The 19,715-nt window shown below is 42.8% G+C and carries 18 protein-coding genes; 10 read left to right on the top strand and 8 right to left on the bottom strand.

All coding sequences use genetic code 11. From position 1 onward, the window contains the following. Positions 1-138 precede the first annotated feature (138 nt). Both M2273_RS00330 and M2273_RS00325 read left to right on the top strand, forming a co-directional pair. Positions 139-696: a histidine phosphatase family protein gene (locus tag M2273_RS00330; protein WP_429391582.1), complete on the top strand. Its 558-nt coding sequence runs from the start codon at positions 139-141 to the stop codon at positions 694-696. A gap of 130 nt (positions 697-826) precedes the next feature. Further along, positions 827-3,199, top strand: coding sequence for a GAF domain-containing protein (locus M2273_RS00325; RefSeq protein WP_429391579.1), 2,373 nt, complete (start codon positions 827-829; stop codon positions 3,197-3,199). Between the two features lie 54 nt (positions 3,200-3,253). On the opposite strand, the gene M2273_RS00320 is transcribed toward M2273_RS00325, so the two are convergent. From M2273_RS00320 to M2273_RS00310, 3 genes are all read right to left on the bottom strand, one after another. After that, positions 3,254-3,523, bottom strand: coding sequence for a UBP-type zinc finger domain-containing protein (locus M2273_RS00320; RefSeq protein ID WP_429391576.1), 270 nt, complete (start codon positions 3,521-3,523; stop codon positions 3,254-3,256). Positions 3,524-3,624: 101 nt separating this feature from the next. Next, on the bottom strand, positions 3,625-4,098 hold the full coding sequence (locus tag M2273_RS00315; protein ID WP_110582368.1) for a Dps family protein: 474 nt from the start codon (positions 4,096-4,098) through the stop codon (positions 3,625-3,627). Positions 4,099-4,514: 416 nt separating this feature from the next. Further along, on the bottom strand, positions 4,515-5,258 hold the full coding sequence (locus tag M2273_RS00310; RefSeq protein WP_429391573.1) for an SDR family oxidoreductase: 744 nt from the start codon (positions 5,256-5,258) through the stop codon (positions 4,515-4,517). A gap of 72 nt (positions 5,259-5,330) precedes the next feature. Here M2273_RS00310 and M2273_RS00305 point away from each other — a divergent pair, with 72 nt between their 5' ends. Continuing rightward, the gene (locus M2273_RS00305) at positions 5,331-5,474 is read left to right on the top strand and encodes a hypothetical protein (protein WP_429391571.1); all 144 of its coding nucleotides are present in this window, start codon (positions 5,331-5,333) and stop codon (positions 5,472-5,474) included. On the opposite strand, the gene M2273_RS00300 is transcribed toward M2273_RS00305, so the two are convergent. After that, positions 5,455-7,065, bottom strand: coding sequence for a Na+/H+ antiporter (locus M2273_RS00300; protein ID WP_429391569.1), 1,611 nt, complete (start codon positions 7,063-7,065; stop codon positions 5,455-5,457). The two genes, M2273_RS00305 and M2273_RS00300, sit on opposite strands and share 20 nt — an antisense overlap. 397 nt (positions 7,066-7,462) lie before the next feature. Here M2273_RS00300 and M2273_RS00295 point away from each other — a divergent pair, with 397 nt between their 5' ends. The 4 genes from M2273_RS00295 to M2273_RS00280 all read left to right on the top strand — a co-directional run bounded on the left by M2273_RS00295 (position 7,463) and on the right by M2273_RS00280 (position 12,250). After that, on the top strand, positions 7,463-8,842 hold the full coding sequence (locus M2273_RS00295) for an aldehyde dehydrogenase family protein (protein ID WP_429391567.1): 1,380 nt from the start codon (positions 7,463-7,465) through the stop codon (positions 8,840-8,842). Positions 8,843-9,047: 205 nt separating this feature from the next. Then, complete coding sequence (locus M2273_RS00290; RefSeq protein WP_429391565.1) at positions 9,048-10,499, top strand: MFS transporter; 1,452 nt, start codon at positions 9,048-9,050, stop codon at positions 10,497-10,499. 45 nt (positions 10,500-10,544) lie between these two features. Further along, a complete protein-coding gene (locus M2273_RS00285; protein WP_110582363.1) occupies positions 10,545-11,282 on the top strand; it encodes an SDR family oxidoreductase in 738 nt (245 codons plus the stop codon). A 149-nt stretch (positions 11,283-11,431) separates the two neighbouring features. Further along, positions 11,432-12,250, top strand: a complete 819-nt coding sequence (locus M2273_RS00280) for an enoyl-CoA hydratase/isomerase family protein (RefSeq protein WP_110582362.1) — start codon at positions 11,432-11,434, stop codon at positions 12,248-12,250. A 108-nt stretch (positions 12,251-12,358) separates the two neighbouring features. Here the strand turns inward: M2273_RS00280 and M2273_RS00275 are convergent, their stop codons facing one another. Both M2273_RS00275 and M2273_RS00270 read right to left on the bottom strand, forming a co-directional pair. Then, on the bottom strand, positions 12,359-12,925 hold the full coding sequence (locus M2273_RS00275) for a carboxymuconolactone decarboxylase family protein (protein ID WP_429391561.1): 567 nt from the start codon (positions 12,923-12,925) through the stop codon (positions 12,359-12,361). A gap of 44 nt (positions 12,926-12,969) precedes the next feature. Then, a complete protein-coding gene (locus tag M2273_RS00270) occupies positions 12,970-14,295 on the bottom strand; it encodes an NAD(P)/FAD-dependent oxidoreductase (RefSeq protein ID WP_429391558.1) in 1,326 nt (441 codons plus the stop codon). A 446-nt stretch (positions 14,296-14,741) separates the two neighbouring features. Between M2273_RS00270 and M2273_RS00265 the strand changes: the two genes are divergently transcribed. The 3 genes from M2273_RS00265 to M2273_RS00255 all read left to right on the top strand — a co-directional run bounded on the left by M2273_RS00265 (position 14,742) and on the right by M2273_RS00255 (position 17,048). Then, complete coding sequence (locus M2273_RS00265; protein WP_429391557.1) at positions 14,742-15,608, top strand: enoyl-CoA hydratase/isomerase family protein; 867 nt, start codon at positions 14,742-14,744, stop codon at positions 15,606-15,608. A 40-nt stretch (positions 15,609-15,648) separates the two neighbouring features. Continuing rightward, positions 15,649-16,095, top strand: a complete 447-nt coding sequence (locus tag M2273_RS00260; protein ID WP_429391554.1) for an OsmC family peroxiredoxin — start codon at positions 15,649-15,651, stop codon at positions 16,093-16,095. 290 nt (positions 16,096-16,385) lie between these two features. After that, on the top strand, positions 16,386-17,048 hold the full coding sequence (locus M2273_RS00255; RefSeq protein ID WP_429391551.1) for a DUF2490 domain-containing protein: 663 nt from the start codon (positions 16,386-16,388) through the stop codon (positions 17,046-17,048). A 53-nt stretch (positions 17,049-17,101) separates the two neighbouring features. Here M2273_RS00255 and M2273_RS00250 read toward each other — a convergent pair whose 3' ends face one another. Further along, complete coding sequence (locus M2273_RS00250) at positions 17,102-18,622, bottom strand: hypothetical protein (protein ID WP_429391549.1); 1,521 nt, start codon at positions 18,620-18,622, stop codon at positions 17,102-17,104. Positions 18,623-18,636: 14 nt separating this feature from the next. Then, on the bottom strand, positions 18,637-19,704 hold the full coding sequence (locus M2273_RS00245) for an HlyD family secretion protein (RefSeq protein ID WP_429391546.1): 1,068 nt from the start codon (positions 19,702-19,704) through the stop codon (positions 18,637-18,639). Positions 19,705-19,715 lie beyond the last annotated feature (11 nt).

Raw genomic sequence — 19,715 nt, 5'->3', positions numbered from 1 at the left:
TTTGATAGTGTTGGTTTTATTGTGAAGTTCAAATTAAAAGCAAGTAAAAGCCTTTGACCTGGTTAATTTTAAAATGGCGCAGCGGTTACAGGGATATCCCGGGCGATTCAGATACTCATAAATTCATCTCATCTAATCATGAAGAACATCATAGCATTACTTATCATATTACTACCGGCAATAACTTATAACGGACATGTAGCCGCGCAGGATAGAAAGTTGAGGCTTGTCTTTATACGGCACGCGGAAAAGCCAGCCGATGGTGATAACCTTGACTGCCGCGGGTTAAACAGGTCTATGCTGCTCCCCACGGTTCTATATAAAAAATTTGGCAACGCCTCCGGGATCTATGTGCCCTCTCTCAAATCAGGTAAGTCTACAGGTCGCGCCAGGATGTTGCAAACCATAACGCCCTATGCAGTTAAATACAATCTGAATATTAACTCAAAGTACGCTGAGGAAGACGATGAAGGCGTTGCTCAAGCGCTTTTGGGAGAAACCGGAACGGTTATCATTATTTGGGAACACCATGCGATATTACCGGTATTGAAAGCGCTTGGCGTTAAGAAGACCAAAACAATGGTCTGGAATGATAGTGACTTTGACAGCATCCTGATTGTCACTTTTGCCGACGGGAAAGCAATATTGACCAAAGATCAGGAAGGAATCCGGCCCGCTGACGGATGTCTGTTCTAAACCTTGTTCTGCGATCTTTCCACCATAGCTATGTTTAGGGAATTTCAGAACAGCAGCATATGAAAGACAAGGAATTACTTGAATAACCAAATACCTTAATCGTTTTTTTATTGAATTGAATATGAAAAACATGACGCTTCCAGAATTCGAAGATAATCCTTTCCAGATCAGGCTCTCGTTTCATAAAATTATCGAACACCTGGAGCTAGCATATTCCGAAAAAGAAGATTCCGCAACCAGGAAGCTGCTTGATGAAATCCGTGAACACCCGGAACTCAAAGATGGGATTACCACCATTGAACAAATTGAAGATAATTCAGCATTGATTGCCAAAATTTCAGGGGTGCTTTTTCCTCCGTTACTGACCAATAATGAGATAAAGGCTTTAAGTATTCCCTATCAGGGATTGATCTTCAATTATTCGAAACGTTTCCGGGAGATCATCCAGGCTGCCGGGGATAATTTCGAAATCGCTATCCGCAATTTTGATGATCACCAGTTTTATGTTTTCAGCTGCTGCCTTATTTTAAATCAATTTTACGGAACCAGCATTGACTTCGCAAAACCATTATTTTGCGATATACCATCCGGAAAAGGCTATACCCGGCATTTTAGAATTCTATATAATGCTGATTTTCTGGAGATCGTAGCCATCAAAGAGACGCCGGTATTAACTAAAAAAGACATTAAAAGATTGTTAAACAATTACGATGATCTTGATTTGTGGAAAGAGAAGTTCCCACGTGAAACCTGGCTAATGAAAGGGTTTGCACTCATGAGCCTGATAGACGTAACGACTGAAAATGCGGTGTCGCAATTAAAAGGTGACCTCCTGGGAAATGGTGATGACCCGGAACTGCATTTAAAAATGGAATCTGTATTCAGATCCATCTTCAGGATCAGTGAGGTAAAGATCGGGTTTACCTCCTACGACGAAATAAACGGCAAATTCAGAAATATTACTTTTGGTCAGCAGATCCAAAGCTTTCTCCTCGCGAATGGCAATAACGAGGCCCTTACCCGGAATTTATTTAAAGAGGCATATGAAAAACTTGTGAATGATAACACGTATTTTGCGATCGCTGATGTAAGCGAATTTATACGTCACATCCCCGGCAGCGCCGTAGCAAAGAACTTTAAATCTTTCAAGATTGCAAGTTTCATCCTCGCTCCAATCGTTAAAAATGGCAGTATTCTGGGTTTCCTGGAATTAGCCTCTCCTCATAGGAATGTCTTCAACAGCGTCAATGCGAACAGGTTGGAAAATTTAATGCAATACCTGACAGACACAATAGATCGTAAGATTGCAGAATTCAGGAACCGGGTACAGGCTGTCATTCAAAATAACTACACCACGCTGCACCCTAGCGTAAACTGGAAGTTTGAACGGGAGGTTCACAATTTTATCCGAATAACGGCTTCTGGCAAGGGTTACGACTTGAGGGAAATAAAATTTAAAAATGTATATCCGCTCTATGCACAGTTAGACATTCAAAATTCATCCATAACGCGAAATAACAGCACACTAAATGACCTGACGGACCAATTAGGGCAACTAGCCCGCCTTTTTACCCTGGTCGGATCTGAAAATCATGAAGCGCAGGTCACGCCGGCTTTATCCCGTATCCAACTGATTTTGGATGATCTGGCATCCGGCTTAAAATCTGATTCGGAACAGCATATTCAAAAATTACTGGAAACTTTCTTTCATCCCTTATTGACTCAACAGCGAACATCTTCCCCGAAAACAACTTCAGTAATTGATGCCTATCTTGATCAGGCCGGTTCAGTTAGCGGAGCTTTTTCCATTAACAGGAGGAATTATGACAGGACCTTAGCTGATATGAATGGTATACTGGTAACGATATTAGATAAACGCCATGAGGAAATACAGCAACTTTTTCCTCATTATTTTGAAAGATTTAAAACCGATGGCGTAGAGCACAACCTGTATATTGGTGAATCTATTTATCCGGATCATGAATTTGCGGAAGCCGAACTGGAAAGACTCAGGATGTGGCAATTGCTGGTAACGGCAGAGATGGAAACAGCGCAGCGAAAACTAAAGAACACACTACCCTATCCCCTGGGATTAACTGCACTGATCCTCGTTTACAGCACGCCAATTAACATTCGGTTCCGGATGGATGAAAAACATTTCGACTTAGATGGTGCCTATGATATACGTTATGAGATTGTAAAAAAACGGATCGATAAAGCGCATATTAAAGACACTTCGTTACGTATCACAGAAAAAGAAAAGTTAACCATCGTTTACGCAAAAGACGAAGAGCGCGAGTCTTACTACCAATACATTAGTATATTACAAAACCTGGGCGTATTTTCGGGATCGGTTGAGGATTTAGAAATAGAAGACCTGCAAGGTGTTTCCGGTTTAAAAGCCCTCCGGATCGGGATCGGCAATGATAGATCAATAACAAGTTATGACGGCCTGTACCAAACCGCCTATGATATGCTTTCAAAGAAACCGGGCTGGAATTGATTTTCAAGAAATGAGCGCAGGCTTTGGAAAGCTATCTCCTGTTGAACCTGAAGTTTAATACCCGGTCATTTGGTTATCGGCATAGCAGTACAGCCATCGTTCGCCCGGCTCTGCTGAAATAACAACGGGATGTCCCGTATCTTCAAAATGCCTGGTCATATGCAAATTTGGTGAACTGTCGCAGCACAGTGTAGTCCCGCAGGTCTGACAGGTCCGCAGGTGCACCCAGGAAGTTCCATTTTCCATACACGTTTCACAGGCGTATGCCTTGGGGCGTATCAGGTGGTTGATCTCTTTGAGATGTTGGCAAATGTTTTCTTCCATGACAATTGGTTTATGGTCGCAGTAAAAATCGTTAAGTTTTAAAGGCTAAATTCCCGACCAGGCCACAGTTCTTCACCGGCTTGATCGGGAATGTATTGAGATTATTTCAAATGTGACCTTAACATCCAGGCCATTTTCTCATGAATTTCCATCAGTCCTGTTAAGAAATCGCTTGAACCGGTATCCTTGAGATCGATCGCGAACAAGTTGATATTTTCCCGGAGATGAATGATCAGGCTTTCATGATCCGTAAGCAGTTCCTTAATAAAACCAGCACTGTCGTTCTTTTCGTGAAGCTGTTCAGAGAAATGCGTCAGGGCTAAAAATCCTTTCAAAGACCCTGGTGCATAGTGACCCAAGGAACGAATCCTTTCCGCCACGTTATCCACCAATTCATCAAGCTGACCGAACTGCCCTTCGAAAAACAAATGTTTACTATGAAAATCCGGTCCCTCAATATTCCAGTGGGCGTTTTTTGTTTTAGTATACAAGACATACTCATCCGCCAGAATTTTAATCAATTCTTGTGCTACTTTGGACAGGTTCTCCTGTGTGATACCAATCTTTGCTTCCATTTTATTTGAATTATTTTATTATGTTTTTGCCTTATCATGGCTAATATGATACCATAAAGCATCCTGATCGTTATCAAACACTTAGCGCTGGTGCAACGCATTCAAATTATTTTATATCGTTAATTTTATAATGCGTTACCGAGATAAGGCAAATTTGAACTTCGGTTATCGTGCACTGATTAATTATATTTCACCTGTTAAGCAAATTGAAATATTTGTTTCGTCAACCGTAAAATACTGCAAGTCGTCATACTGAAAATACGACTAGATCCGCCCAGCCAAATTTTCCTGCGCTAACTCGGACGCCGCAGCAAAACAAAAGACTACCCCGAAATAAATCTGAATAGTCTTTTGTACCTAACGGTTACTGAGCACAGCGGCTCACTTTCAGTTAATTGTTCCGCGGATCGGGTACATTATGCCTGATTAAGGGTTTGGAAAGCTTCGGTTGGGTTGGAGAAAAAGAAATCGCGAAAATCTTTGGTCTGACCAACATGGATCTCATAAACATCATTTTCGATACCGTCAACAAGCGCCTGAGCAACAGTGTTAGAAGGCATTCCATTTGCTTCGCCACCAATATCTTTGGAAAACGCAGTATTTACCAAAGGAGGCATCAGCTCAAAAACTTTTACATCCGTATCTATAGCCAGTGTGTGCCTTAAGGTAAGCGTATAAGAGTGTAACGCAGCTTTGGTATCCGAATAGGTAGGGATAACTGTTACAGGAGCAAATGCAACTAAAGAAGTTACATTAACAATCGCTGACTCAGGCTGGCTTTTAAGCAATGGCAATAAAGCCTCGTTCAAACGGATAACAGCTAAATAGTTGGTGGACATCTCTTCGCTGGCCTTATCAAACGATAATGATTCCGCCGAATGTTTATAGACGTTTGCCGCTGCAGCGTTGTTGATCACTAAACTAAGGTCCCCAAAATCCGCTGTAATTTTTTTCACCAGTCTGAGGACATCCTTTGCGTTTGTGATATCGGCCTCAAAAGTGGAAACATTGCTTAGCCCTTCAGCAGATTTCTTTAGTTTATCACCGTTTCTGCCGATAATAAGCACGTTGTTTCCTTTGGCGCTTAGCAATTTGGCGGTTTCATGACCGATACCTGATCCCCCGCCTGTAATTAATACAGTCTTCTTTGAAATTTTCATTGTTGTTAATTTTAAATTGTTGTGCAACTCTTAAAATAGACAAAATTATCTATTTTAGAGAAGGTCTTTGTAATGGATAAATTACCTATCCTGTATATTTTTATGGCTGTTTTTACCGACGGACAATACAGCCTTTGTTTTCTTTCTGGTATCCGGGCGGCTTCCCGCAGCTCGCCTAAAAGTGTTTATGAAACGATCAATGCCGGTGAGGACTAAGTCTAGCTTCTGCTAAGTCAATCTGGGTTTCTTCCTTACGGATAGCGGCATCGCTAAAAATCTTTTCTTTCCGGATCAGATAAAGCTCGCTTCTTTGCACGTGATATATTTCTTTCAGCGTTTTATTATAAAATTCCAATTCCGATTCCTCTACATCGTCCCCCAACAATGATTGTAATTTTTCCGACGTCACAGTGACCCGTCTTTGCAGATCACTTCTCAATCCATTGATAAACCTATTGTGGTCTGCTTCTAAATAATAGCTGTCTTCGATTTTCTTTAGCGCGACATGTATAAGCCGAAGTTTTATGCCGGCCTCCTCTTTTTCGTCAGAAGCCACCGGATCAATTTCTTGTATCTTGATGGCCTTTATCACAAACGGAAGGGTAAAACCCTGTATTACCAGGGTAACCAGGATAACAACGAACGTTATAAATATGATCAGGTTACGGTGCGGAAATGGCTGTGCCTGGTTAATTACCGTCGGCAGGGAAAGTGCGGCAGCCAGGGATACTACACCCCGCATACCTGCCCAACTGAGTACAAATGGTCCTTTCCAACCCGGGTTGGCTTCTGATTGCCTGATACGCTTGAAAAGCATTCTGGGAACAAAAGTCCCGGGATAGATCCACAGGAAACGCACCAATACGACGATCAGACTGATAATAACCCCATACCGCCACGCCTCGGCTACCGAATAGCCCTGCAAGCCCTTGATAATGACGGGAAGTTCCAGCCCTATCAGGATAAATACCAACGCGTTTAACATAACCACCAGTGTCGACCATACGTTCACGGTCTGCAACCTGGTTTGTCCACTGGTAAATATTTCATGAGACCGGTAAGAAAGGAATAGTCCACCGCTAACGACAGCCATGACACCGGAAAAATGAAACTGTTCTGCAAGAAGGTACATAAAATATGGGGTGACCAGGGTAAAAGCGGCATCAATATTTGCCGTGGTGGACAAATACTTGTGTTTTAAATAAATAAGCTGCGCTACGACAAGACCTGTGGCTATCCCCATGAACGTAACCACCAAAAAGCTGAGTGCGGCCTGATGAAAAGAGAATTGACCAGTTATCACAGCCACCAGCGCAAACCGAAAAACGATCAGGCTGGACGCATCGTTGATTAGACTCTCTCCTTCCAGGATCGTTAATACCCGCTTGGGGACCTTCAAATTTTTCAGGACAGACGCTGCCGCAACCGCGTCCGGAGGCGCAACGATCCCGCCCAGTAAAAATCCAAGAGGCATTGTAAAGCCCGGAATGAAATAGCAAGCAGCAAACGCGACAATACTGGAGGTGCAAATAACGAGCCCGAACGATAAAAGGCCGATTGCCCGCTTCCATTTAAAGAATTCATTCAGGGATGTATACCAGGCAGCTTCATACAATAACGGTGGCAAAAAAATCAGAAATATCATATCCGGATCTATTGAAACTACAGGAATTCCGGGAATATAACTGATTACCAAGCCAGCCAGCACCAAAAATAAAGGATAAGAGATCCTTAGTTTTTGCGCAAGGATTATCAAAAAGAAAGCGCCGGAGAGCAAAACCAGGAATAGCAATAAATTATAATGCATATCTGAAACTTTAAATAAATAGCTAAACCTTATTCAACCATCCCGGCGTGGTATAAGCCCGCCGTAACCAAGTCATGAAATCCGTTATTAAAAAGACAAATTTATCTATTTTATCGACAACGACCGATGATCTGGAAGATAAATATGTAGAATAATTTAAAAATTTGAGAAATTTTTAAACTTCAAAAACATTTCTGTCTATATTAATAACCGTTCATCTGACTTATAAATATCCCTTCTGCATTTCATTTTTCTTTATTTAGTAAAACGCAGATCTAATTCACGATATACCATTAAATGAACGACAGGATATTTTTTCCATGTACTTGTAAATTAAGCGACTGACTTGCGGCATATCGATTGCAACTCCGTGTTTTTAAATTTAAAACACGTAATCATGAGTAATTTTCAAGCTGTATTTGACAAACAGAAGGCTTATTTTAATTCTGATATCTCTAAATCATATGAATGGAGAATAGACCAGCTTAATCGCATGGAAGCGATGCTGAAAGAAAACTTCCATGCCTGGTGCCAGGCACTGGGGGAAGATTTCAAAACAGGCAGCGCGGAGCAGGTGTCCGAATTAAACGGATCCATAGGTGCCATAGGTTATATCCGTTCCCATTTGCAAGAATGGATGAAACCAGTCGAGGTCAGTATTCCCAGGTTCCTATCCGAAGAAGGTGGTAAAGGAACGATATACCGTGATCCTTACGGGGTGGCACTGATCATCGGCCCTTTTAACGGTCCAATTATTTTGTTGGTCGAACCAGCGGCGACAGCGCTGGCTGCCGGAAACCCTGTCATGCTGAAAGTAAGTTCCGGCATCCCTGCAATCGCGGGTTTATGGATGAGCCTTATTCCAAGATATTTTGAACCGGAAGCGGTAAGCGTCTCTGATGGTGATCGCGAAGCAGTTACTGAATTACTGAAGATCCCATATAACTTTATATTCTTTACCGGCAGTGTCGCAGTTGGTAAGGTAATCATGCGCGCAGCTGCCGAAAACCTTACTCCAGTGCTCCTGGAATTGGGCGGTCAGAACCCTGCGATCGTTGACCAGACAGCCAATATTGCTGAGTCAGCCCGCAAAATTATCTGGGGTGCCATGGCCTGGGGAGGACAGTGGTGCACCTCGCCGGGATATGCATATGTTCATGAATCTGTCGTGGATGAATTTAATGCTGAAGCAAAAAAAGCGATCATCGAAATGTACGGCGACGACCCTAAAAGTAACCCTGATTTTTCCAGGATCATCAATTCGAAAGCCGTTAGGAGACTGGCGTCCTTAATTGACCCGGCCAAAGTTATTGCAGGTGGGGAATTCGATGAAGAGGCTAAATATCTTGCACCTACCCTGATATACCCCGCGAGCTGGTCTGACAAGATCATGGAAGATGAAATATTCGGTCCGATCCTGGCGATCATGCCTTACAGCGACCTAAAAGAAGCTGTGGGTAAGATCAAAGAAGCCCCCAAACCACTTGCTGCCTATATATTCAGTAAAGACGAGGCCACAATCCAGTATCTGCAGCATACCCTTTCATTTGGAGGAGGTGCTATAAACCATGTGAATATCCACCTTTATGTACAAACCTTACCCTTTGGCGGCGTTGGATCTTCCGGAATAGGAAGTTACTATGGCAAATTTGGTTTCGATTCTTTAACACATGCAAAATCGGTGCTCACAACACCTGCAGATTTTTCGATCGAACACCTGTATCCACCATATACCCCTGAAAAGATCAAAGCTGCTGACACCTGGGGCGATTATTAATTATTTAAAAATAAGATGGTGAAAGAAGATGCCCGCATTGCATTTTCGAATAGCGTCGTAAATGATCATAACAGCCTATATAAAAATAAGCTGTTATGATCCGGCGACAGCGCTAAGCGCCGATTGGCTCCTTCTGTATGATTCCATATTTCAGTCTTCCCGTTCCAAATGAAACTCCAGGTAAGATAACTTTAACACCGCCCGCATGACTATTACAAATAGTAAATGGTTTGCATTGACCATACTAATGGCTGCACCATTACTTTCCGTCCTTGACGTGTTTATAATCAATGTCGCCATCCCCTCCATCAAGCGTGGTATTCATGCCAAAGACGGAGAAGTCCAGTTGGTCATTGCATTATACCTGCTCGGATACGCATCTTTCCAGATCACCAGCGGACGTGCAGGTGATTATTTGGGACGAAAAAGGGTTTTTATAGCCGGAATGTTCTTATTTACTTTTTTTTCCTGCCTTTGCGGTTTTTCGCATACTCCTGTTGAACTCATAATTTTCAGGTTCTTCCAGGGCGTAAGTGCCGCGATCATGACACCACAAACGATTGCAATGATGCAGCTTATTTTTCCTGGGCCAAAAGAGCGGACAAAAGCGGTAGGCTTTTATGGCATGGTGATGGGACTGGCGACGATCATGGGACAATTTCTGGGTGGCTTCCTTTCCGACAACCATTTCTCCATTCCTGGGTGGCGACTTATTTTCTTTGTCAACTTACCAGTTGGCATAATTGCCATCGTTGCGGCAGCTATATTTCTTAAAGAAACGACAAAGAACAAGAACGACCAGCCGGATTATTATGGAGCGGGCATCCTGACTGCATGCTTATTTTCCCTGATCATCCCTTTAATTATCGGCAGGGAGCAAGGTTGGCCATTGTGGAGTTTTGGTTTATTGGCTTTCTCCCTCCTGTCATTCTGTTATTTCATAAAAGATCAGCAGGATAAACTAACAACAGGACTTGCGCCGCTGGTCAATATGAGTCTCTTTAAGATCAAAGACTTCAACAGGGGAATTATCACGGTAGTGTTTTACTTTACTATGCATACCTCCTATTTGCTGATGATCAGCATTTATCTTCAAAATGGGCTTCAGATCAATGCTTATCAAAACGGGCTGTTTTTTGTTGTATTCGGTTTATCTGCAAGCGTATCTTCATTCCTGTCCATCCGGGCGGTATCGGTATATGGAAAAAAGGTACTCCAGGCCGGCGCGGTGATGATGCTTGTTTCCTTTTTCTTGCAGAGTGTTTACCTCAACAAACAATCCTCCTACCTTAATATTTTTTTTCAAATGGGATTTTACGGCTTCGGTGGTGGAATTGTATTGCCGTCCCTATTAAATATGGCGCTCAGAAGCGTCCCTTTAAAATTCGCAGGGGCTGCATCCGGGATATATGCTACTGTTCAGCAAGCTTCTTCCGCTCTCGGGATAAGCATCATCGGCGGGATCTTTTATCATATTTTGGGCAATGCCGGTGGCAAAAGTGCCAATTACAATAGTGCATTTCATTATGGCCTTGCTGCCGAAATAGGCTGCATTCTCGTTGTGAGCTTTTTGCTGTATAAACTTCCACAAAATGAAAAATCAGCTGTAACCGATGCTACGAAAAGTGGGCAAAAAATAACTGCCTTAAATCATTAACTCTCTATCACATTTTAATTCATACATATCATAATTTATAAAACAATGGAAAATCAAAAAGTGGCTCTTATTACCGGGTCAAACCGCGGGTTGGGATTCGAGACTGCAAAACAGCTCGGAGAAAAAGGAATAATCGTTGTTCTTACTGCCAGAGACCAAAATGTTGCGGACGAAGCTGCAGCAAAGCTGACGAAAATTGGCATCAAGGCTTATGGCATTAAACTGGATATTACAAATACATCAGACAGGTCTGCAGCAGCGAAATTCATTCAGGAAAAATTCGGAAAGCTGGATATTTTGATCAATAATGCAGGGGTTGGCCCCAAAGGTGACTTCTTTGTCAATAAATCTGTAGAAACAGACGAGGATGAGTTCCAGTATGTTTTCGGGACTAATGTCTTTGGTCAAGTTTACTTGACAAATGACCTATTGCCGCTTTTGAAAGCAAGTGGTGCTGCAAGAATTGTCAATCTATCCAGCCGTTTGGGTTCATTGGGGACGCATGCGATTCCAAACGGACCGTTCGAGACTGTTAAAAGGCTATCTTACAACGCATCAAAAACTGCGTTAAATGCAGTTACAATACACCTCGCAGCTGAACTGAAAGCGTTTGGGATCAAGGTGAATTCAGCCGACCCGGGCCATGCTAAAACTGACATGGGAGGCCCTAATGCACCGATGGAGATCTCAGAAGGTGTCAGAACGAGTGTAGAATTAGCGCTGATCGGGGAAGATGGACCGACCGGCAAGTTTATTCATTTAGGTCAGGAAATACCCTGGTAGCCAAAAGACAGACCGTCTTATCAAAAGATGCTTTTATCAGTTTAATTGCGAATTATTAAATTAGAACTCAAAAAGAAATCATGCTGCCGATGCTGATCTTTAAATATTCGCTTTGGGCAAGCATATTCACTCACATTAAATAAAATGTCATGCAGGAATTTGAAGTATTGAAAACACATATAGAAGGCAAGATACTTTTCGCAGCGATAGACAGCCCGCCAATCAATCTGCTGGGCCCCGGCCTGGTTAGGGATCTTGTAGCACTCATACAACTTTTGGATAAGGGGGAAGAATATAAGGTGGTTGTTTTCTCCAGTGCTAATCCGGATTACTTTATCCCTCATGTAGATGTGACGAAGATCGCAGAATACAGGGAGATCGCAGGACAACTTACCGGAGAACCGTCCCTGTCATTATTATACAGGCGGCTAAGCGAAACAAAAGCTATCACCATTGCACAGATCTCGGGTCGTGTACGCGGTGCAGGCAGCGAATTTATCCTGGCCTGCGATATGCGTTTCGCATCCAGGGAACGCGCTGTTTTCGGACAGCTTGAGGCGGCTTTTGGACAAGTTGCGGGAAGCGGCGGTGTGCAGCACCTTACCCGGGCCATGGGCCGGGGTCGTGCATTTGAGGTTTTAACAAGCAGCCAGGATTATGATGCCGATCTGGCCGAACGATACGGCTGGATTAACCGGGCGCTCCCGGATGCAGAATTGGAAGCCTTTGTTACCAACCTTGCCCGCAGGATCGCCAAGTTTCCACACCAGGGGCTGCTGGATATCAAGGAGCGCATCAACGCGATCAGCCTCGCTCCCGTTGAAGATTACAGGAAAGACTCGGACCTTTTCGGAAAAGCGACGCAGAACCCTGAAACCAAAGAGCGCTACAAAACGATCCTGGAAAAAGGGTTTCAGCTTCCCGGAGATACGGAACTGAACCTCGGCGAAGTTTTAGGAACATTATAGCGGTATTTAAGCCCAGTATTAAAATCAATGTTTTAAATATCATAGCTTATAAAATCGCAAAAGGAAACCTGTTGAATATTATAGCAGGTTTCCTTTGTGGTTATGAGTTTAATCCTCGTTCGGAACCGGAATATCATAGGCATTAAGTAAAACGGAAATCAAACAATAGCATCCGATTAAATGAATAAGCTCGGCAAGCCCGTTATCCCCAAACTTATTTTTGGCCAGCCCGTAAAGTGACTCCGGTAATTGCGCACCTTTCGTTAAAACGGATGCGACATCGTGTGCCAGGCTTTCTTCTTCAGTAAGATCATCCGGGCGTTGACCCGCATTTATTGCGGCGATCTTATGCTCGGACATCCCCAATAAACGGGCTATCTTTTCATGAGCGTAAATCTCATAACGCGCAGTAAACCTTGCGCCTACAACCAGGATAGCTACTTCACGTACTATTTTCGGCAGCGTAGAATTAGTCGATAGTGCGATATTATACGCCCATAAAGCGCTGCCGAACTGCGGAAAATGAACCATTGGATTAAAGGGGCCTAAAAGGGCACCGTCCTCCCGCTTAGCAACAAAGCCTTTGAAGTTTTCATCGATGCCTTTATAAATATGGACATATAAACTGTGTTGTAATGCATCCAGCCCGTCTGGTTTAATTGGAGTTAGTCTCATTATTCTTTTTTTTAGGTTTAATAGAAATTGTTTAAAGCCGGCAATTATTGTTTTTGGTGAAGTTCCGTTCGATCAGCTGCTTTCTTAGTTGACTCAGGACGATATATCATCCTTAAAGATTGATCTTTCGAAAGATAAGCCACAACCCAACTCACCAAGGTTCTGAATTTATTAGCGGCATTCATCAAAGAAAGCAGATGAACTGTCAGCCATGCCATAAGTGCGATAAGGCCTTTTAAGTGATACCGGTGCTTAAAAAGATCAACCACCGCATGCTCCCGGCCGATAATGGCCATTTCCCCTTTATCGTAATAACTGAATTTTTGAAGCGGTTTATTGTCGGCCATCCCGGAAAGATTTGAAGCCAGCTTTCTGCCTTGCTGAATAGCGACCTGTGCCAGTTGGGGATGGCCTTTCGGGTATTTAGGATCATCGGTTTGAACGCTGCAGTCACCAATTGCAAATACACTTTCCATCCCATTAACCTCATTAAAACTATTTGTAAGTATCCGTTTTCCCGGGCCAATACTGGTTTCCGGGATTCCCGGGTAAATCGTAGCGGTTACTCCGGCGGCCCAAATCAGGATATTGGCCGGTATGATTGTCCCGTTTGAAAGAATAACCTGGTGGTCAATGAATTCATTTACGTGAGTACCCAAAATAACTTCGACATCAAGCCCCGTTAGTATTTTGTAGGCCTCCTCATGTGACTTATTACTCATCGGCGACAAGAGATGCTGCCCGCCATCGACGATGTAAATTTTGGAAGGGATATTCTTCAGTTCGGGATATTCCTTCTGGAATATATTTCTTTTGATCTCCGCAAGCATACCCGTTACTTCCACGCCAGTAGGACCTCCGCCGGCCACAACAATGTTTAGCAGCATCTCCTGTTCTGACTTGTCGGTCGAAACAGAAGCCTTCTCCATTGTTTGATAAAGCACGTTTCGCATACGCAGGGCATCATCAACCGTTTTCATAGGAATGGCATTTTCTTCAATACTTTTAATGCCGAAAAAGTTCGATTTCACGCCGGTAGCTAAAACAAGAATATCGTATGTGACCATTCCATTGTCCAGGCATAAAGTTTTTTCTATCGGGTCTATTTGGTTAACCGCTGCCATCCTAAAAGAGATGCGGTCGTTTCGAAAAAGTTTACGAAAGGGATAACTGATACCAGAAGCATCCAGGAATCCGGTTGCTACCTGATACAGCAGCGGGGGAAAATAATTATAATTATTCCGGTCAACAATAGTAATAGCGAATCTCCTATCATTCAGCAAATTTTGCGCGAGATTAATCCCGGCAAATCCACCACCCGCGATCACTACCCTAATCTTTCCGGAAATTTTTTCGTTGTTAATATTCATGCACTTATGAAGGTTAATATAGCTGTACACCTGTTCAGCGATATTTATTAATGCAGCGAATTAAACAATTGAGATACCACACTATACTGACCTGTTTACTAAAGCTTTAATACAAATTAAACTTTTGTATTTTTCTAAATATCGTTGATTTAAGAGCCTATTTACGATATAACATGAACGCTCGTTGTATTTCATCTTCACACGATGTCGAAATAAATAAAATACAATAATTCGCAAATTTCTTTGGGTGAAATCAGATCAAACTCCCAAAATGCCCGTTCCCATCAGCCTGCGGGATTGTTTTTCTATATATAGTTATTGAGACTTAAAATTTACGAAATCTAGTGAATGAGCAAGGTGAGAATATTCATAATTAGTTGATTATAAAATAGGTATCCATTGGCTTTAGTATTGCTAAACCTCTATCAAATTTTAAAGTTAATATTATGAATACAACAAATGAGCCTTTATCAGTAGAAAGGATGCCTGGGGCACCGCTGATAATTACCAAGCACAGCGCTTCTTTTTGGAGGGTGACGCTGGATAACCCGCCAATCAATTTAATGGGTCCCGACATGGTAGCAGGACTGCAGCGCCTGATGGACATTATTGAAGCAGATACTCAACTTAAGGTGATCGTTTTCGACAGTGTAAATAAAGATTACTTTGTATCCCATTTTGATGTGGTTAGAGGCGGTGAGCTGCCGCAGGTTTCCGGCAAACTTGGAGTAACACAATGGGTCGACGTCTCGAACCGGATTCACAATGCGGGCGTGATCAGCATCGCTGTAATTCGTGGCAGAGTCAGAGGTATCGGATCTGAGATGATTCTGGCTTGCGACATGCGCTTTGCCAGTAAGGAAAATGCCGTATTTGGTCATCTGGAGGTAGGAATGGGCCTGTTACCCGGAGGCGGCGCGGCTGAATACCTGCCGGCGCTGTCTGGTTACGCCCGGGCGATGGAAATTGCGGTGGGTGCCGACGACTTTTCAGCCGAGATAGCTGAAAAATATGGTTGGATCAACCGGGCGTTTTCAGATGCTGAACTTGATGCTTATGTGGATAATTTGGCCACCCGCATTAGCGGATTTGAACTGCCCGCCTTGCAGGCGACCAAACAAACCATGCTTAAACGCATAGGCGGCGGACCAAATCCGTTCGAAATTCAGGAATCGAGTAACAAGTTTTTTGAGCTGTACCAAAGGCCGGAAGCGCAGGCTTTGTTGGCAAAACTGATGGAAATTGGCTTCCAAACGGAAAGTGATACAGAATCAAGGCTGGGTCATTACCTGGGAACGCTTGCGACCAAATAAATTCAATTAACGCTTCATTTATTAATTATATACAAATATCATGATCACATCAACAGGAATATCTACCTGGAAAGGTAGCTGGAAAGAAGGAAACGGAACGATCTCAACTAAAACAGGTTATTTAAAGGATGCCCCGGTTAGTTATTCCAGCCGTTTTGAAGGGACAACGGGTGCAAGTCCGGAAGAGCTACTCGCAGCTGCACATGCCGCTTGCTTCAATCAGGCAGTCGCAAACAACGCCGTGATGAAGAATCTGGAAACAACCAGTATTTACACTACTGCAGACATTGTTCTTGGTTTCGACGAAACCACCGGATATCCACAGATCAAAAGCCTACACTTTAACGTGGAATCAGAAATTCCCGGTGCCACTCAGGAACAATTCGAGTACTTCTTAGAACGCGCCCGTGTAGGCTGCACTATTTCCAAGATCATCAACCAGGACGTATTGCCCCTAACAGTTAGCGGTAAGCTTATCAAAAGCTAAGTTAAATATCCAAAGTTGCAGGGCAAATAGTTGGTTTTTTCCTTAGCCGCTGACATCACTACAGCGATCTGTTGATGGTTAGTTTCCACTCCATTAATAGCAATAGTTAAAGGCAAAACAAATCCGGGAAGGTTCAGACATACTGTCTTTCCGGATTTTTTATGCCAAATGCTTTGCAGAAATCTACTTCTTGTTGAGTCGCTGTATGGGTGATCTATTTACATTTTGGTTCCTGTTGGCGCAATAAAATTACTTTCGAAAGTACTGCGATCAATTTATAATCCCCAAAAATGAAGCGTTTGAAAATTGTTTATCAAAGTATCTTATTCTCCGGTGTACTATTCAGCAGTATCAGTAGCCGCGCACAAAACACTCCTACAGCTACCTGGTTAATGCCAGGTGTTTCTTATCAGGCATCTTCAAAATGGCGATTGCTTGATCAATTCGGTATCAACCCATCTCAGCATTCACAATTCAATTTCGCACAGGGTTTTTATGATTTAAATAAAAACTTAAGCCTCAATGCCGGTTATTTCTTATTCAGGGCGTCGTCAGTCAATGGCCGTAGTTATGCTGAGAATGATGCGCTCCTCGGCGCTACCTATAGTGCATTTGCAGGGAGATTTGTTATTGATGACAGAAATATGCTGAATAGCGTATTTCCCAATATAAGCCAGCAAAAAAAATTTTACAGGAATCGGCTACGGGTTACCTATCCCTTTTCCTTCTGTTCTCACATTGCCAAAGTCTATGTGTTTGATGAAGGGTATTTTTTCATCAATAAAGGGCAGTGGTCGCGTAACCGGTCGGCTGCAGGAGTGAATTACAGCCTTGACAGATTGGTAAGTCTGGATCTGTCTTATTGGAGACAAAGCGATCATTATTCCGGAAACATCAATTTGTTTTTTGTTCAGCTCACCCTAAACTTATTTCATAAAAATATTCTTGATTAGCAAACTCACAGCGAATAAAGTGCCTCGGTAATGCAACCGCCCGGAATAAATGTCTATGGTTCGATTTTGGCGGATCTTTCAGCGTATATCCGCACTCCATCATGTAATACTTTGACCAGGAGAGCCGCCGCGACAAAGATTCCTAACAAGATGATATAGCCGGTTATTTCCTTGGCAGCGGCCATTGATGCCTGAGTTTGCATCGCGGTATAAAGATCTTTGGTTCCTGATACCGAATTAGTATTTGCGGAATCCGTTAGGCCTCCTAAATAATTAAAATGCCGTGTTTTTTGTGTATAAATAAAGTAGTTATAAATAGCGGTAAATACAGCAGTACCCAGGAATGACCGAAACAGAAACGCTACGCCAACGACGGTCAATACATCTTTAATCGTATGGGTACGGGTGATATAAATGCCAATCGCGATATATAATATGCCCAATCCGAACCCTTTAATGAGCGAAGGAAGCCAAAACCCGTTCATTTCAAACTGGTTTCCAAAGCTGTTATACATGATAATTTCATAGAGAACTATGGTTGAAAAACCGACGAGCATCAACAACTGATCATGGTATCCCTGATAAAACCAATAATAACAAAATATCGCTCCGGCGGTTACACCAGGTATTAAGTAAAGTGATAATTCTGCGTTCCTGTAATTTTCATAATGAAGCGTGCCGCCGCTGAACGACACCTGTAATGTGGAGGGTACGTAAATTCCTAAAAGAAAAATGTAAAAAAGTCCCAAACGGAAATTAGTAAGTTTGAACAAACCTAAGGGAAACACAGGCCTTTTAAAATTGAGTTCACGCTGAATAAACAGCAGCAGTGTCACTAATGCACTAGTTATAGCGAGTTTGATTGACAACGAGTTCGTCCAGTCCTCTACTTTTCCGTATACAAGGATGTAATTAACCAGCATCATAAATATTAATAAAAGAAGGATCCCGGTCCAGTCCATTTGGTAAAGGGGAACTTTTCTTTTTAAAGGATGCCGTTCTATGAACAGGACCGAAAGGATGATGCATAATGACAGAATCATAATAATGAAAATGTATGCATATCTCCAGTTATAAATAAATGAAAGTTTGGTGGTGAGCCATGTCATGGAATAAACACCGCCTAAAGCGATAAAATAGACAAACGGATATAACCGGCTGACGTCAAGCTTTTTGCTCCAGACCTGCAGCCATACCAAATATATTTCAGTTGATGCGGCAACTTTGCCCATACCAAGTAATAAACACGCTAAAATGGTGAGGTAAGGATTATTGGTGGTTGCACAAACGACGTTCATGACCAACATGACCATAAAGCCGGACAACACGAGAGATTTTGCTGAGAACCGTTCTCTGATCCTGATATTGGTCATACTGCCGATTCCCATGCCGATATACATAGCGTAATATGCCATGGTATAGGGCTCTGTATAAACGCCGAGGCTCGATGACATATCACCCGTATTTCCGATGTAGACCCCATTTGCGGTTAGCAATACCAGGTATAATAAAGTCAAGACAGGCACTTTTATGTAAAGCGGCACCCATTTATAAAACAGTTCGTAAAACTCCATAACTATCCTTAAAACTAATTTAACAGGCGGACGACGACATTCATGCCCGCTCTCAGTTGTGTGATCACCGGTTCGTATGCTTTTGCTTCTAAAAATTCTATGCGAACAGGCACGCGCTGTCTGACCTTAACAAAGTTGCCAGTGGCATTATCGGTTGGAATTGCCGAATACCTCGAGCCGGTAGCCTCGGAAATCGCTGAAACCTGACCGATAATCTCCTTATCGTCAAGGCCGTCCACGGTCAGCTTTACTTTTTGACCGATGTGCAGTTTTGCGACCTGCTCTTCTGTATAATTTGCGATCACCCATTTTTTATCGTTCCTAACAAAGGAAAGCAGTGTTTGCCCGGCCTGAAGGAGTTGCCCTTCCTGTACGATCAGACGTCCCGTTGTGCCATTATAGGGAGCTACGATAGTGGTGTAAGAAAGATTCAGGGCCGCCATATCCATCATGGCACGGGCGCGTTTAATTTCAGCATTGTTCACTAATATTTTTTTCGAAGTTTCATTTGTGGAAAGGTTCACCGTGTTCTTCTGTTCTTCCAACGCACTTGTTTGAGCGGACATAGCATCGTAATCAGATTTGACCTGGTCAAATTGCTGCTGTGTTGCGGCGCCTTCCTTTAACAGGTTCTCGTAGCGGACGAGGTTCTTTCTGGCATTGAGCAGTCTGGCTTCATTGGCACGAATATTGGCATCCGAAACGCTGATATTGCTATGGACTGTATTTACAGAAAATGATGTGACGTTTTTTGTCGCAAGTGCGGACAGGTAAGTGGCTTCGGCCCCCTCTAATTGAATTCTATATTCCCGGTCATCAACCGATATCAGCGTGTCACCTTTTTTTACCCGCTGATGTTCTTTAAAATATACTTTGCGAATGTATCCCGGGATTCGTGTATTCACGGGGTTGATATATTCTTCAACCTGAGCGTCGTTCGTATAAAGACCGTCGTTCAGGTTAAAATAGGTAAGTATCCCCCACCCGATTCCGCAAAGCGCGCCACATATCAGTAAGATATTCACTACCCTGACCATCCATTTTCCATCCGGGGAAATGTTAAAAGAATTTTTTTCACTCATATTTTCTATAA

Origin of the sequence: Mucilaginibacter lappiensis, from assembly GCF_050433765.1 — a bacterium.
Taxonomy (GTDB): domain Bacteria; phylum Bacteroidota; class Bacteroidia; order Sphingobacteriales; family Sphingobacteriaceae; genus Mucilaginibacter; species Mucilaginibacter lappiensis_A.
The sequence above is the reverse complement of the archived record's forward strand: the minus strand, read 5'-3'. Positions and strand labels throughout refer to the sequence as shown.